Source organism: Saccharothrix sp. NPDC042600, from assembly GCF_040647305.1.
Classification (GTDB): domain Bacteria; phylum Actinomycetota; class Actinomycetes; order Mycobacteriales; family Pseudonocardiaceae; genus Actinosynnema; species Actinosynnema mutabilis.
The window spans coordinates 13,734-28,056 of sequence record NZ_JBEZBW010000040.1; the positions used below are offsets into that span (position 1 = coordinate 13,734).

Annotated in this window: 15 protein-coding genes; 2 read left to right on the forward strand and 13 right to left on the reverse strand. The window is 71.7% G+C overall.

Annotation, left to right across the window (positions count from 1 at the left end):
- Positions 1-325 precede the first annotated feature (325 nt).
- The gene (locus tag AB0A74_RS23145) at positions 326-1,003 is read right to left on the reverse strand and encodes a response regulator (protein WP_343932288.1); all 678 of its coding nucleotides are present in this window, start codon (positions 1,001-1,003) and stop codon (positions 326-328) included.
- Between the two features lie 244 nt (positions 1,004-1,247).
- Here AB0A74_RS23145 and AB0A74_RS23150 point away from each other — a divergent pair, with 244 nt between their 5' ends.
- Entirely contained in the window at positions 1,248-1,685 is a 438-nt protein-coding gene (locus AB0A74_RS23150; protein WP_358252389.1) for a MarR family transcriptional regulator, read from the forward strand.
- On the opposite strand, the gene mutM is transcribed toward AB0A74_RS23150, so the two are convergent.
- The 11 genes from mutM to AB0A74_RS23205 form a co-directional block, all read right to left on the reverse strand.
- The gene (mutM, locus tag AB0A74_RS23155; RefSeq protein WP_358252390.1) at positions 1,682-2,548 is read right to left on the reverse strand and encodes a bifunctional DNA-formamidopyrimidine glycosylase/DNA-(apurinic or apyrimidinic site) lyase; all 867 of its coding nucleotides are present in this window, start codon (positions 2,546-2,548) and stop codon (positions 1,682-1,684) included. The two genes, AB0A74_RS23150 and mutM, sit on opposite strands and share 4 nt — an antisense overlap.
- A 10-nt stretch (positions 2,549-2,558) precedes the next feature.
- Positions 2,559-2,786, reverse strand: a complete 228-nt coding sequence (locus AB0A74_RS23160) for a hypothetical protein (protein WP_343932285.1) — start codon at positions 2,784-2,786, stop codon at positions 2,559-2,561.
- Between the two features lie 5 nt (positions 2,787-2,791).
- Positions 2,792-3,595, reverse strand: coding sequence for a ribonuclease III (gene rnc, locus AB0A74_RS23165; RefSeq protein ID WP_358252392.1), 804 nt, complete (start codon positions 3,593-3,595; stop codon positions 2,792-2,794).
- 29 nt (positions 3,596-3,624) lie between these two features.
- Positions 3,625-3,807 (reverse strand): 50S ribosomal protein L32, encoded by a 183-nt coding sequence (gene rpmF / locus AB0A74_RS23170; protein ID WP_015104500.1) that lies wholly within the window; start codon positions 3,805-3,807, stop codon positions 3,625-3,627.
- Between the two features lie 2 nt (positions 3,808-3,809).
- Positions 3,810-4,397 carry a YceD family protein gene (locus tag AB0A74_RS23175; protein WP_358252394.1) on the reverse strand — a complete coding sequence of 196 codons (588 nt, stop codon included), beginning with the start codon at positions 4,395-4,397 and terminating at the stop codon, positions 3,810-3,812.
- A gap of 126 nt (positions 4,398-4,523) precedes the next feature.
- Positions 4,524-5,252, reverse strand: coding sequence for a DivIVA domain-containing protein (locus tag AB0A74_RS23180; protein WP_343932280.1), 729 nt, complete (start codon positions 5,250-5,252; stop codon positions 4,524-4,526).
- Between the two features lie 206 nt (positions 5,253-5,458).
- Positions 5,459-5,941 carry a pantetheine-phosphate adenylyltransferase gene (coaD, locus tag AB0A74_RS23185; protein WP_309114040.1) on the reverse strand — a complete coding sequence of 161 codons (483 nt, stop codon included), beginning with the start codon at positions 5,939-5,941 and terminating at the stop codon, positions 5,459-5,461.
- A 53-nt stretch (positions 5,942-5,994) separates the two neighbouring features.
- On the reverse strand, positions 5,995-6,561 hold the full coding sequence (gene rsmD, locus AB0A74_RS23190) for a 16S rRNA (guanine(966)-N(2))-methyltransferase RsmD (RefSeq protein ID WP_358252396.1): 567 nt from the start codon (positions 6,559-6,561) through the stop codon (positions 5,995-5,997).
- Between the two features lie 4 nt (positions 6,562-6,565).
- Positions 6,566-7,294, reverse strand: coding sequence for an SDR family oxidoreductase (locus tag AB0A74_RS23195; protein ID WP_358252398.1), 729 nt, complete (start codon positions 7,292-7,294; stop codon positions 6,566-6,568).
- A complete protein-coding gene (locus AB0A74_RS23200) occupies positions 7,291-8,376 on the reverse strand; it encodes an MBL fold metallo-hydrolase (RefSeq protein WP_358252400.1) in 1,086 nt (361 codons plus the stop codon). Before AB0A74_RS23200 ends, AB0A74_RS23195 begins: the two co-directional genes overlap by 4 nt.
- Before the next feature lie 198 nt (positions 8,377-8,574).
- Positions 8,575-11,952: a pyruvate carboxylase gene (locus AB0A74_RS23205; RefSeq protein WP_358252401.1), complete on the reverse strand. Its 3,378-nt coding sequence runs from the start codon at positions 11,950-11,952 to the stop codon at positions 8,575-8,577.
- 303 nt (positions 11,953-12,255) lie between these two features.
- Between AB0A74_RS23205 and AB0A74_RS23210 the strand changes: the two genes are divergently transcribed.
- Positions 12,256-13,494 (forward strand): hypothetical protein, encoded by a 1,239-nt coding sequence (locus AB0A74_RS23210; protein ID WP_358252403.1) that lies wholly within the window; start codon positions 12,256-12,258, stop codon positions 13,492-13,494.
- Positions 13,495-13,522: 28 nt separating this feature from the next.
- Here AB0A74_RS23210 and AB0A74_RS23215 read toward each other — a convergent pair whose 3' ends face one another.
- Complete coding sequence (locus tag AB0A74_RS23215) at positions 13,523-14,320, reverse strand: hypothetical protein (protein ID WP_358252405.1); 798 nt, start codon at positions 14,318-14,320, stop codon at positions 13,523-13,525.
- Positions 14,321-14,323 lie beyond the last annotated feature (3 nt).

Sequence of the window (14,323 nt, forward strand, 5' to 3'; positions counted from 1 at the left end):
TCGAGGACAACCCGCGCCACCCCCAACCGCGTGGAATGGGTAGAGGCACCCCCGCGCAGCCCCGCCCAGCAGGCAGCGCGCCCTCGGCGGCGATGGGGAGGGTTGGGGGCGTGCGCGGTCGAAGCTCGGCGGCTCAGCCCGGCGCTGCCAGCCCGACACGACCCCGCCCAGCCCGGCGCGACCCAGGGAAGCCCAGCGCGACCCAGGTAAGCCCGACGCGACCCTGCCCAGCCCAGCGCGGCCCCGCCCAGCCCAGCTCGACCCGGGCAAGCGCTGCCATCCCAGCGCGGCCCATTTGGCGCGCCCGGTCGTCCGCTCGCGCCGGCTACAGCTCGAACCGGTAGCCCATCCCGGGCTCGGTCACCAGGTGGCGCGGGTGTGAGGGTTCCGGTTCCAGTTTCCGCCGGAGTTGCGCCAGGTACACCCGCAGGTAGTGGGTTTCCTTCGCGTACTGCGGCCCCCAGACCTCCTGCAACAACTGCCGCTGCGCGACCAACCGCCCCCGGTTGCGCGCCAGGATCTCCAGCAGCCCCCACTCGGTCGGCGTCAGGTGCACCTCGACCCCGTCCCGCAGCACCTTCTTCGCCGCCAGGTCCACCGTGAACGACGCCGTCTGCACCACGGCGTCCTCGCCCTCCGCCACCGCCGACCGCCGCACCGCCGCGCGCAACCGCGCCAACAACTCGTCCATCCCGAACGGCTTGGTCACGTAGTCGTCCGCCCCGGCGTCCAGCGCCTCGACCTTGTCCGTCGAGTCCGTCCGCGCCGACAGCACGATGATCGGCACCGACGTCCACCCGCGCAGACCCGCGATGACCTCCGTCCCGTCCACGTCCGGCAACCCGAGGTCCAGCACGACCACGTCCGGCTTGCCCTCGGCCGCCGCCTTCAGCGCCGCCGTGCCGTCGTGGGCGGTCAGGACCGCGTAGCCGCGGGCGGACAGGTTGATCCGCAGGGCGCGGACGATCTGCGGTTCGTCGTCGACCACGAGCACCTTCGTCACGGTCCGACACTACGTCCAAACCGGCCGCGCTCGCCGTCCGTGGCCGATTCTGACGTGGTCTTGACGCCTCCCATCACCGCTTTTATGGCGTTTTAGCGGGCACCTGACCGCATCGGTGCGGAAAGGGTGAGTACATCCGGGTGCGAATGAATCCATTTGCTGGACACCGGTCGCGCGATAGTGCAAATGTCCTGTCCGAATTCGGACAAGTGCTCACGGTGGGTGAGCCACGAGGAGGTCCACGATGACCACCAGTGTGACCAACCAAGACGCGTTACAGCTCGTGGTCGCCGTCCACCGGCTCGTCCGCAGCCTGCGGCAGTCGGCGTCGGTCCGACGGCTCCAACCCACGCAGCTCCTCGTCCTCGCCGAGCTGGCCGCCCAGGGCCCCATGCGCATCGGCGAGATCGCGGTCCGCGCCCTGTGCTCCCAACCCACGGCGACGACCGTGGTGACGGGGCTGGAATCCAGCGGCCTGGTGCGTCGCGAAGCCGACCCGGCCGACGGGCGCGCGACCATCGTGGAGCTGACCGGCGCGGGTCGGGACACGATCGTCTCCCTCGCGCACGGCGAGGCCGAGCTGCTCTCCGAACGGCTGTCGCGGCTGTCCGAAGAGGAGCGCGACCACGTCCGCTCGGTCACCCCGCTGCTGCGCCGCCTCGCGGAACCGAGAACCCGCTAACGCCCGAGCCCGCGCGGCCTCGGTTGGCAGCGCGGGCACGAGAACGACGAACGGTTCATGAAAGGTTCTCGCACCACGGCCGTGCCACACCGGCGGCACGGCCGGTTCTCCTGCCCGTAAACGGTGAGCGAACGGTCGAAGTACCCCGACTGGCCGTTCACGTTCACGTACAGCGCGTCGAAAGAAGTCCCACCCTCGCCCAACGCCTCGTGCATCACGTCGGACGCGTGCGTGAGCAGTTCTTCCGCTTTCGCCCGCGTCAACTTCCCGGTCGGCCGCAGGCCGTGCAGCCTCGACCGCCACAACGCCTCGTCGGCGTAGATGTTGCCGACACCGGACACCAGCGTCTGGTCCAGCAACGCCCGCTTCACCTCGGTGCGCCGCCTGCGCAGGGCGGCCACCGCCGCCGCCAGGTCGAACGCCGGGTCCATCGGGTCGCGCGCGATGTGCGCGACCGGCTCGGGCAGCGCGGTGCCGTCCACGTCGACCAGGTCGGCCAGCGCGAGCCCGCCGAACGTCCGCTGGTCCACGAACCGCAGCTCGGGACCGTCGTCGGCGAACCGGACCCGCACCCGCAGGTGCTTCTCGTCCGGCGCCCCGGGCGGCTGGACCAGCATCTGGCCGCTCATGCCGAGGTGCGCGAGCAGCGCGTCGCCCTCGGACAGGTCCACCCACAGGTACTTGCCCCGCCGCCGGGCCTCGACCATGGTGCGACCGGTCAACCGGTGCGCGAAATCCGCCGCACCGGGCAGGTGGCGGCGGATCGCACGGGGGTGCAGGACCTCGACGGAGGCGACGGTCCGACCGGCGACGTGCTCGTGCAGGCCTCGGCGGACTACTTCGACCTCGGGCAGCTCGGGCACGTGCGGGTGGTCAGTCCTCGTTCTCGGCGGTCTCTTCGGCGGCGGCCTGCTCCAGCTCCTCCAGCAGCTCGTAGGCGGCGGCCTGCGGCTTGGTCGGCTTGAGCATCCAGCCACCGTTCTGCGCGGTGTCGCGGACCAGGACCAGGCCCTGGATGCCGCCGCTGCGGGTGGCGTTCAACGGTCGGGAGGGTCGGCGGTCGCGCACGCGCCGGGTCGTCCGGACGTTCGTGGCATACATCGGCGTCAGTCTTCCTTGGTGGGTGAAGTCCGCGGTGTCGCCGAGTTCTGGGCGTGCCCGTTGCCGGCCGCGGCGGCTTCCTGCTCCGCGCGGACCCGTTCCGACAGCACCCGGTAGGCGGCCTCGGCCGCCTTCTGCTCGGCTTCCTTCTTGGTCTTCCCGTCGCCGGCGCCGTGGGACTGGCCACCCACGATCACCGTGGCGGTGAACTCCTTGCGGTGGTCGGGACCCTGGTCGTCCACCCGGTACTCGGGGACGCCGAGCCCGGCCGAAGCCGTCAGCTCCTGCAGGCTGGTCTTCCAGTCCAGGCCCGCGCCGCGCAGCGGCGCCTCCGCCAACAGCGGGTCGAACAGGCGGTGGACCAGTTGACGCGCGGTGTCGATGCCGAACTGCAGGTACACCGCGCCGATGACGGCCTCCAGGCCGTCCGCGAGGATGCTCGCCTTGTCCCTGCCGCCGGTCAGCTCCTCGCCGCGACCGAGCAGCAGGTGCCCGCCCAGACCGTCCTCGCCCAGGCCCCGGGCCACACCGGCCAGCGCGTGCATGTTCACCACGCTGGCCCGCAGCTTCGCGAGCTGACCCTCGGGCAGTTCCGGGTGAGTCCGGTACAGGTGGTCGGTGACGACGAGGCCGAGCACCGCGTCGCCGAGGAACTCCAGTCGCTCGTTCGGCGGCAGGCCGCCGTTCTCGTACGCGTACGACCGGTGTGTCAGTGCGAGCGTCAGCAGCTCGGCGTCCAAGGGGACGCCGAGCGCTTCGAGCAACGGGGCGCGGTCGGCGGACCGACCGCGCGACGACCTGCCCCCCACTGTGCGCCGCTTCTCTTCGCTGGAGGAGGTCAGGCCGGCTGGACGACCTGGCGGCCGTCGTACTGGCCACAGGCCGGGCAGGCGACGTGCTGCGGCTTCGGCTGGCGGCAGGCCCGGTTCGAGCAGGCCACCAGGTGCACGGCAGCGGTCTTCCACTGAGCGCGGCGCGAGCGCGTGTTCGAGCGCGACATCTTCCGCTTCGGGACGGCCACGACTAGTTCTCCTCTGGATTGTCACGATTCCCGTCGAACCGCTCGCGCAGAGCGGCCCACCGGGGGTCAATCGTCTCATGCCCGTGGTCGGGGCCGAGCTCAGCCAGCTTGCCACCGCAGTCGACGCACAGCCCGGGGCAGTCCGGCGAGCACAGCGGCACCTGCGGCAGCGACAGCACGATGGCGTCGTTCACCACAGGTTCGAGGTCGACCAGGTCGTCGTGCAACCGACTGACCTCGTCCTCCTCGGTGGTCTCGTCCGTGGTGCTGTCCGGGTAGGCGTACAGCTCCGTCAGCTCCACCTCGACCTTCGCCGACAGCGGCTCCAGGCAGCGCGAGCACTCCCCTTCGACCACCGTCGAGGCCGTGCCCGTCACCAGGACGCCCTCGACCACGGACTCCAGCAGGAGGTCCAAGTCGACGACGCCACCCTGCGGCACCGCGATCACGCCTTCGAGGCCCATTCCCTCGGCGGGCACCGACCGGGTCACCGCGCGTGAAGAGCCCGCACGACGCCCGAGGTCCCTGGTGTCGATGACCCAGGGCCCGGTGGCTGCGGGACGCGCGGAGGCGTGACGGTGCTCAGACATGATGTTGGTTTCGCCGACGGGTGACTTACCACGGCCAGCCGGTCAAGGGTACGGGACAACCGGCCGTGACGTGAAATCGGGTGCTCAGGGGCCTGGGCGGGCGGTGACCGCGCGGGCCGCGCCGCCTCAGCGGGCCGCTGACTCGTGGTAGTCGAACGGCGCGGCGGCGGCGTTGACCGCCGGGCCGCGCAGGTGCGAGCGGCCCTTGCCGACGCTGCGCAGGGTGTGCGCGAGCAGGTCCTCGAAGTCAGCGAGCTTGCCGTCCACGTAGGCGTCGCACTCGCTGCGCAGCCGGATCGCCTCGGCCTGGGCGGCCTCCAGGATGCGCGCGGACTCGGCGTGCGAGGCCTGCACGACCTCGGTGGCGTCGACCAGGCGGGCCTGCTCGGCGCGGCCCTCCTCGATGGCGCGCTCGTAGTTGGCGCGGCCGGCCTGCACCATGCGGTCGGCCTCGGCGTGGGCGCGGCCGACCAGGTCCTCGTACTCCTGGCGACCGGCGTTGACCGTGCGCTGCGCCTGGTCCTCGGCCTCGGCGACCATGCGCTCGGCGCGCGAACGGGCCTCGGACAGCATCCGCTCGGCCTCGTGCTGGGCCTCGGCGACGATCCGCTCCGCCTCGGCGCGGGCCTTGCTGGTGGCGGCCTCCAGCTCGTGCTGGGCCTTGCCGACCAGCTCGTCGCGGTGGTCGAGGACGTCCTGCGCGTCGTCCAGCTCCGCCGGGATGGCGTCGCGGACGTCGTCGAGCAGTTCGAGCACGTCACCGCGGGGGACGACGCACCCGGAGGTCATCGGCACGCCACGCGCTTCCTCGACGATCGTGACCAGCTCGTCGAGGGCCTCGAACACCCGGTACACGGCACACTCCCCACGCCCACACTGCGGTACCCGTCCTAGTGTGCCCTGCCCGATCACGACACGCCGGGAGATCGGGGGCGCGTGTTGGCGTAGGTGATCAAGCTTTCAGATGGGCTCAGGTCAGACCGGTGTGACGTCATTCATGCGAGTGGCCGAATCACCACATCGTGTGATGATCCGGCCACCGGGAGTGTGCTCGACGCGCCTCAGCGGCGCTCGGCGAGGCGCTGGGTCAGGCGGGCCATGATCGACGGGGGCAGCAGCGTGGACACGTCGCCGCCGTAGGTCGCCACGTCCTTGACCAGCGAGCTGGCCAGGAAGCTGTAGATCGGGTTGGTCGGCATGAACAGCGTCTCGACGCCGGTGAGCTGGTGGTTCATCTGGGCCATCTGCAGCTCGTAGTCGTAGTCGCTGACCGCGCGCAGGCCCTTGACGATGGCCTTGATGTCGTTCTCCCGGCAGTAGTCGACCAGCAGGCCGTGCCACGAGTCCACCCGCACGTTCGGCCACTGGGCGGTCACTTCGCGCAGCATGTCCGTGCGCTCTTCCACCGAGAACAGGGTCTTCTTGTTCTTGTTGATGAGCACGGCGACGACGACCTCGTCGAAGAGCTTCGCCGCTCTGCCGATGATGTCCAGGTGTCCGTTGGTGGCCGGGTCGTAGGAGCCGGGGCACACGGCACGCGTCATGGTTTCGGACGGTAGCACCCGATCGGATGCGTCCACTCCGGTCGTGGTCCGCATCACCCGTGCGGGCCGGCGTGCTCCGCCCAGTACAACGCCGTGTCGCCGTATCGCTTGCTGCGCAACGATTCCAGCACGGGCGGCCAGATCGGTTCAGGAGTGCGCGCGGACCGTTCGACGACGACCACCGAGCCCGTGGTGGTCCACCCGTTCGCGACCAGCGCGGCGAGCACCTCGGCCAGCTGACCGTCGGTCACGTCGTAGGGCGGGTCGGCGAAGACCACGTCGCACGGGGCTTCGGGCGGGTTGGCGACGGCGGCCAGCGCGGTCCGGTTGACGACCACCGCGCCGGGCAGCCCGATCGTCCGGGCGTTGCCCTTCAAGACTTCGGCAGCCCGCTTGTCCGACTCGACGAACGTGGCGTGCGCCGCGCCCCGCGACAGCGCCTCGAACCCCAGCGCGCCGCTGCCCGCGTAGAGGTCGAGGACGCGGACGCCGTCGAGGTCGACGAGCGCTTCGAGCGAGCTGAACAACGCCTCGCGCACCCGGTCGGAGGTGGGGCGCGTGCCCCGCGGGGGTACCTGGAGCCGCCGGCCCCCGGCCACGCCCGCCACGATCCTGGTCACGCCCTCATCGTCCCAGGTGCGCGCCGCCGTTGACCGGGACCACCTGGCCGGTGATGTGGCCGGCCTCCGGCGAGGTGAGGAACGCCACGGTGGCGGCCACGTCCGCCGGGGTGCCGGCGCGGCCGTTCGCGGTCTGGGCGACGAGCGTCGCCCGGCGCTGGTCGGTCATCGCGCCGCCGAAGAACTCGGTGTCCTCGATGAAGCCGGGCGACACGACGTTGGCCGTGATGCCCCGCCCGCCGAGCTTGAACGCCAGCTCGGCGGTCCACGCCTCGACCGCCGCCTTCGCCGCGCCGTAGCTGCCGCCGCCGCGCCGGCCGGCGATGGACCCGATGGTCACCACCCGGGCCTGTTCGGCGAGCCGGGGTTCCAGCGCGGTGGTGACCAGGACGGCCGTGACGACGTTGGACTCGTAGGTCGCGAGCCACTGGCTCTTCAGGTCGTCGCCCCCGGCGAGCCCGCCGGCGTTGTTGACCAGGACGTCCACAGTGGACGGCAGGTCGGCCAGCGCGGCCTCGACCTGGTCCGGGTCGGCCGCGTCGAACGCCACCGCCCGCGCGCCGATCTCCGCCGCCGCGGCCTCCAGCACGTCCTTGCGGCGGCCGGTCACGACCACCTCCAGGCCACGCGCCACCAGTTCCGCGGCGATGGCCCGCCCGATGCCGGTGCCGCCACCGGTCACGACCGCCGTCCGAGCGCGTGTGTCCGTGCCTGGGTTCGTGCTCGTGCTCATGCGAGTGCCTGCCACCATCCGTCGACCTGCGGGGGATCGTCCACGTCGATCCTTTCACCGGGTCGGGGGACGGCGAGCGGGACCTCCCACGCCTTGGCCTCGCGCCACACCCGGTCGACGGGTTCCGACCAGTCGTGGAAGGCCAGGTTGAAGGTCGCCCAGTGGACCGGCACCAGCAGCCCGCCCCGGACGTCGCGGTGCGCGGCGACGCCCTCCTCGGGCGTCATGTGGATGTCCGGCCAGCCCGGTCCGTACGCGCCGATCTGGATCAGGGACGCGTCGAACGGGCCGTACTTGTCGCCGATGCGCTTGTAGCCGTCGAAGTACCCGGTGTCGCCGCTGTAGTAGACGCGGTGCTCGGGGCCGAGGATCGCCCAGGACGCCCACAGCGTGTTGTCGCGCCGGAAGCCGCGGCCGGAGAAGTGCTGCGCGGGCGAGGCGACCAGCCGAACGCCGGCGACCTCGTGCGACTCGTCCCAGTCCAGCTCGACGATCCGCGCCTCGGGCACCTTCCAGCGGCGCAGGTGCGCCCCGATGCCCAGCGGGACGACGAAGACGGCGTGCGTGGTGGCGGTCAGGTCGCGGACGGTCGCCTGGTCGAGGTGGTCGTAGTGGTCGTGCGAGATGACGACGGCGTCCACCGGCCCGACCTCGGCCAACGTGTGCGGCACGGCGTGCAGCCGCTTGGGCCCGACGAGGCGGGACGGCGAGCAGCGGTCGCTCCACACGGGATCGAGCAGGATCCGGGCGCCGTCGATCTCGACCAGGGTGGACGCGTGCCCGTACCAGGTGAGGTGCAGCCCTTCCCGCGCCACGTCGTGCGGGGCGGGGACCAGCGGCACGGACCCGACGGGGTGCCGTCGCTGCCCGCCGAAGACCAGTTCGCGCGCGGTGTCCCCGGCACTCCCGGCGGGCATGGTGCGCGTGCGCACGGCGTTGTGGAACTTCCCGTCCCAATACCGCGGCGACCGCCACACCCGCTCCCCGCCGGGCCGTCCGCCCAACGCCCCGGGCACGTCCCGCAACCCCCACGCGACCACACCGGCCGCCAACCCGAGCAGCGCTGCGGTGACCTTCTTCATGGCTCCTCCAACGCCAACACGCCCGACCGGGTTCCCCCATCCGATGGAGATAACCCGAGACCCACGTCACCGCCACTCGAACCCGCGCCGAGTCCTCAACCGACGTCACCCGGGCCACGTGAGCGGCGTCCACCGCCTCCCCAAGCAAAACGGGCCGGGCACCCCCATGGGATGCCCGGCCCGGTCACGCTCGCGCTCTCACTCCAGCACGATCAACAGATCGCCGCCCTCGACCTGTTGCACCCCGCCCACGGCCAACCGCTTCACGCGGCCGGCCTTCGGCGCGGTGATGGCGGCCTCCATCTTCATGGCCTCGATGGTCGCCACCGTCTGGCCGGCATCCACCGAGTCGCCCTCCGCCACCGACGGCGTGACGACACCCGCGAACGGCGCGGCCACGTGGTCCGGGTTGGTGCGGTCCGCCTTCTCCGCCGCCGGGACCTCCGCCGCGATCGACCGGTCGCGGACCTGGATCGGGCGGAGTTGGCCGTTCAGGGTGGCCATGACCGTGCGCATGCCGCGTTCGTCCGCCTCGCCGATGGCCTCCAGGCCGATCAGCAGCCGGACGCCCGGCTCCAGGTCGACCTGGTACTCCTCGCCCGGCCGCAGGCCGTAGAAGAAGTCCTTGCTGGTCAACACGCTCGTGTCGCCGTAGGCGTCCCGGTGCGCCCGGAACTCCTTCGTCGGCGCCGGGAACAGCAGGCGGTTGAGGGTGTTGCGGCGGTCCGAGGCCAGGCCCTCCTCGTCCTCCGGCGTCAGCTCGGCCACGCCCTTCGGGGCCGCGCGGCCCTGCAGCGCCTTGCTGCGGAACGGCTCCGGCCAGCCGCCGGGCGGGTCGCCCAGCTCGCCGGACAGGAACCCGACCACCGACGCCGGGATGTCGAACCGGCCCGGGTCGGCCTCGAAGTCCTTCGGGGACACGCCCGCGCCCACCAGGTGCAGCGCCAGGTCGCCGACCACCTTGGACGACGGCGTCACCTTCACCAGGCGACCGAGCATCCGGTCCGCCGCCGCGTACATGGCCTCGATCTCCTCGAACTTCTGCCCGAGGCCCAACGCGACCGCCTGGGTGCGCAGGTTCGACAGCTGACCGCCGGGGATCTCGTGGTGGTACACGCGACCCGTCGGCCCGGGGATGCCGGACTCGAACGGCGCGTACACCTTGCGCACGGCCTCCCAGTACGGCTCGATGTCGCACACCGCCTGCAACGACAGGCCCGTGGCGTGCTCGGTGTGGTCGGTGGCCGCCACGATCGCCGACAGCGGCGGCTGGGACGTCGTCCCCGCCATGGACGCCGCCGCGCCGTCCACCGCGTCCACACCGGACTGGATGGCCGCGAGGTAGGTCGCCAGCTGGCCGCCCGCCGTGTCGTGCGTGTGCAGGTGCACCGGCAGGTCGAACTCCTTGCGCAGCGCGGTGATCAGCCGGGCCGCGGCCGGCGGGCGCAGCAGGCCCGCCATGTCCTTCACGGCCAGCACGTGCGCGCCCGCGCCGACGATCTGCTCGGCCAGCTTGAGGTAGTAGTCGAGCGTGTAGAGCCGTTCGTCCGGGTTGGACAGGTCGGCCGTGTAGCACAGGGCCACCTCGGCGACCGCCGTCCCGGTCTCGCGCACCGCCTCGATCGCCGGCCGCATCTGCTCGACGTCGTTCAACGCGTCGAAGATCCGGAAGATGTCGATGCCGGTCTTCGTCGCCTCCTCCACGAACGCCGAAGTCACGGCCTCCGGGTACGGGGTGTAGCCGACCGTGTTCCGGCCGCGCAGCAGCATCTGCAGCGTGATGTTCGGGACGGCCTCGCGCAGCGCCGCCAGCCGCTCCCACGGGTCCTCGGCGAGGAACCGCAGCGCCACGTCGTAGGTCGCGCCGCCCCACGCCTCCAGGGACAGCAGCTGCGGCGTCAGGCGCGCCACGTGCGGGGCGACCGCGAGCAGGTCCTTGGTGCGCACGCGGGTCGCCAGCAGCGACTGGTGGGCGTCGCGGAACGTCGTGTCGGTGACCGCGAGCGCCTTGCTCTCCCGCAGCCAGCGGGCGAAGCCCTCGGGGCCCAGCTCGGTCAGCTTCTGCTTGGACCCCGCCGGCGGCTCCACGCCCAGGTCGATGGCCGGCAGCTTGTCCTTCGGGTCCACCGCGGACGGGCGCGGACCGTTGGGCTTGTTGACCGTCACGTCCGCCAGGTAGGTCAGCAGGCGCGTGCCGCGGTCGGCCGAGTGCCGCGCGGTGAGCAGGTGCGGGCGCTTCTCGATGAACGAGGTGGTGACCCGGCCCTGGTAGAAGTCTTCGTCGTCCAGCACCGCCTGCAGGAACGGGATGTTCGTGGACACGCCGCGGATGCGGAACTCCGCCACGGCGCGGCGGGCGCGGGCCACGGCGGCGGCGAACGTCCGGCCGCGGCACGACAGCTTCACCAGCATCGAGTCGAAGTGCGCGCTGACCACGGTGCCGGCGCCGGTGGTGCCGCCGTCGAGCCGGATGCCCGAGCCGCCCGGCGAGCGGTAGGCGCTGATCATGCCGGTGTCCGGGCGGAACCCGTTGGCCGGGTCCTCGGTGGTGATGCGGCACTGGAGGGCCGCGCCGCGCAGCTGCACGGTGTCCTGGCTCAGGCCCAGGTCGTCGAGCGTCTCGCCGGAGGCGATGCGCATCTGCGACTGCACCAGGTCCACGTCGGTGACCTCTTCGGTGACCGTGTGCTCGACCTGGATGCGCGGGTTCATCTCGATGAAGACGTACCGGCCCTGCGGGTCGAGCAGGAACTCGACCGTGCCCGCGTTGCGGTAGCCGATGTGGCGGGCGAACCGGACGGCGTCGTTGCAGATGCGCTCGCGCAGCTCGGGGTCGAGGTTGGGCGCGGGCGCGATCTCGATGACCTTCTGGTGGCGGCGCTGCACCGAGCAGTCCCGCTCGAACAGGTGCATCACGTTGCCCTCGCCGTCGGCGAGGATCTGCACCTCGATGTGGCGGGGCTCGACGACGGCCTGCTCCAGGAACACCGTCGGGTCGCCGAACGCCGACTCGGCCTCGCGGGACGCGGCCTCCAGGGACTCCCGCAGCGCGGCCGGGTCCTCGACGCGGCGCATGCCGCGGCCACCACCGCCGGCGACGGCCTTCACGAACACCGGGAAGTCGATGCCCTTCGCGGCCTCCACCAGCGCGTCGATGTCGCTGGACGGCTCGCTGGAGCGCAGCACGGGCAGCCCGGCCTCGCGGGCGGCGGCGATCGCGCGCGCCTTGTTGCCGGTCAGCTCCAGCACCTCGGACGGCGGTCCGACGAACGTGATCCCGGCGTCGGCGCACGCCTTGGCCAGCTCGGGGTTCTCCGACAGGAAGCCGTAGCCCGGGTACACCGCGTCGGCGCCCGCCTTGCGGGCGGCCTTGATGATCTCGTCGACGGAGAGGTAGGCCCGGACGGGGTGGCCGGGTTCACCGATCTCGTAGGACTCGTCGGCCTTCAGCCGGTGCAGTGAATTGCGGTCCTCGTGGGGGAAGACGGCAACCGTGCCGGCGCCCAGCTCGTAGGCAGCGCGAAAAGCCCGGATCGCGATCTCGCCGCGGTTGGCGACAAGAACCTTGCGGAACATTCGGCGTTCCCTCCCAGGTCACTCGGCGGTCAATCAAGGCACGCTACCGTGAGGTTCCCGCTGGTCGGGAGGTTCATCCCACGTGACGGACGTCATCGTGATCGTTCACTCACCCGGTCAAGCACGGCCCCGGCCGGGGAATTGTCCCGTGCGGAGGTCCGGCCCGCAGCCCCCGACCGAACGGCTCACACTGCGGGACGGCGGCGAGTGCGGTGGACTGTGAGCGCACGATCACCGACCCGTTACAGTGCGTTCGCTGCATCGGGTGAATGGCGGAGTGGACTTCTCGGTAGGGTTGGGCTTATGGCCGGGGCTGAAGGGACGGGGCAGCCTGCTGCCCGCACCCATTTCGACGTCGTTCTGCGCGGGTACAACCAGCGGCAGGTCAACGAGCGCGTGACACGGCTGGAGTTCGACCTCAAGAACTCCAACCGGGCGCGCGACGCGGCGACGGCCCAGGTGGGCGAGCTGACCAAGCTGCTCAACAGCACCCGCGCGGAGCTGGACAAGGTCAAGGCGCAACTGGGCAACCTGGCCAACAGCCCGGTCAACGCCTCGAACGTCACCGAACGCGTGCGCGTGATGATGACCTTGGCCGAGGAGGAGATCGCCGACATCCGCAAGGGCGCGCTCGACCAGGCCAACGCCACCCGGGCCGAGGCCGAGCGCTTCGCCGCCGAGGGCCGCGCCGCCCACCAACGCGCGATGGGCGAGGTCGAGGAGCGCCGCAAGCAGCTGGAGGCGGCCCACCAGCAGCGCACGGCCGAGCTGGAGCAGCAGTACCAGGAGCGCCGGGCGGAGCTGGAGCGCACGCACGAGGAGCTGCGCGCCAAGCTGACCGCCGAGCACGAGGCCCTGCTCGCCCAGACCCGCGCCGACCACGACCGCCTCGCGGCCGAGTTCGACGAGAAGACCAAGGACCTGGAAAAGCGCCGGGTGGACCTCGACGCGAAGTACAAGGGCTACCACGACGACCTCGACAAGGAGTACGACGAGCTGCGCACCACGCTCCGCAAGGAGCACGAGGTGCACGTCGTGGAGGCCAAGGCCGAGGCCGCGAAGCTGCTGGAAGAGGCCCGCGCGGAGGTGGAGAAGCTGCGCGAGGAGTCCGCCCGGCAGGTCGCCGAGCTGGAGTCCGAGGCGCTGGCCAAGGCGGAGAAGGCCGTGGCCGACGCCAACGCGGCGGCGGAGAAGCAGCTTGCCGAGGCGTCCGCCCAGGCGGAGAAGACGCTCGCCGAGGCGAAGGCGGCGGCCGAGAAGAAGACCGCCGAGGCGGACACCTACGCCGACAGCCGCATCACGGCCGCCGACCGCAAGCTCACCGAACTGCACACCGTCCACAAGGCGCTGACCGAGCAGTTCACGGCGGCGCAGGAGGCGGTCCTGAACGCGGTGTCCAGCCTCACGCCCCTGGACGTGGAGGCGGACGAGGAGGCCTCGGTGGAGGCCGGGGCGAAGGCCGCCGCCGAGCGCTCGGACGCCGCCGACACCCCGGTGTCCGAGCAGCCCACGAAGCAACTCCCCGTGCCGAAGCGGAAGTAGCCGCGCTCCGGCCGGCCCTCCCCGCGGATCAGCCGGGGAGCTGGTCGGCCGGGACGACCTCCGCGGCCGGGGGCAACGGCACGTCGAACGTCCCGCCCCACTGCGTGAACCGGGTGGTGGACTGCTTGACCACCTTGCCCTCCAGCTCGAACCGGTACTCCGCCTTCAGCGGGGTCCCCTCCCCGTCCACCCACACCACGGCGTTGATCGTGACGCCGTGCTCCGCCAACTGCGTGTGCTGCAACTGGGTGTCCGAGTCCTTGATGATCTTCGCCATCTTGAGCGGATCGACCACCAGGTCGTACCGGGTCGCCGCCACCCCGTCCACGGCCTCCGCCGCCTTCGACACGATCAGCGCCGCCCGCGGCTGCACGTAGTCGAGTTCCGCGCCGACCGTCGCGCCGGGCCCGAAACCCCGCAGCAACGCCGTCACCTCGCCGTTGTTGCCCGACGTGTAGAGGCCCCACCGCTTGCCCTCGGGCATCGGGGCGCCGTCGACGTGCACGTAGATGCCCTCCCGGGCGATCACCATGTCCATCTTCCGGTTCTGGCCGGCGGTGGTCATGGTCATCGTCAGCGCGCCCCGCACGCCCTCGGGCTCCTGGCGCAGGGTGCCGTCCACGACGTTGCGGACCTCGGTGGACGCGCCGTCCGACGCGAAGCCCTCGGTGTGGAACCGGGCCGTCTTCAGCTCCGACCGGCGCTGGTCGATCCTCTCCGCCAGCACCGCCAGGTCGCCCTTGGGCAGCGAGGACGCCGTCGGGGGCGCGGCCTCGCCGCCGGTCGTGCACGCGACCAGCAACAACGGCATCAGGGCTAGCAGCACACG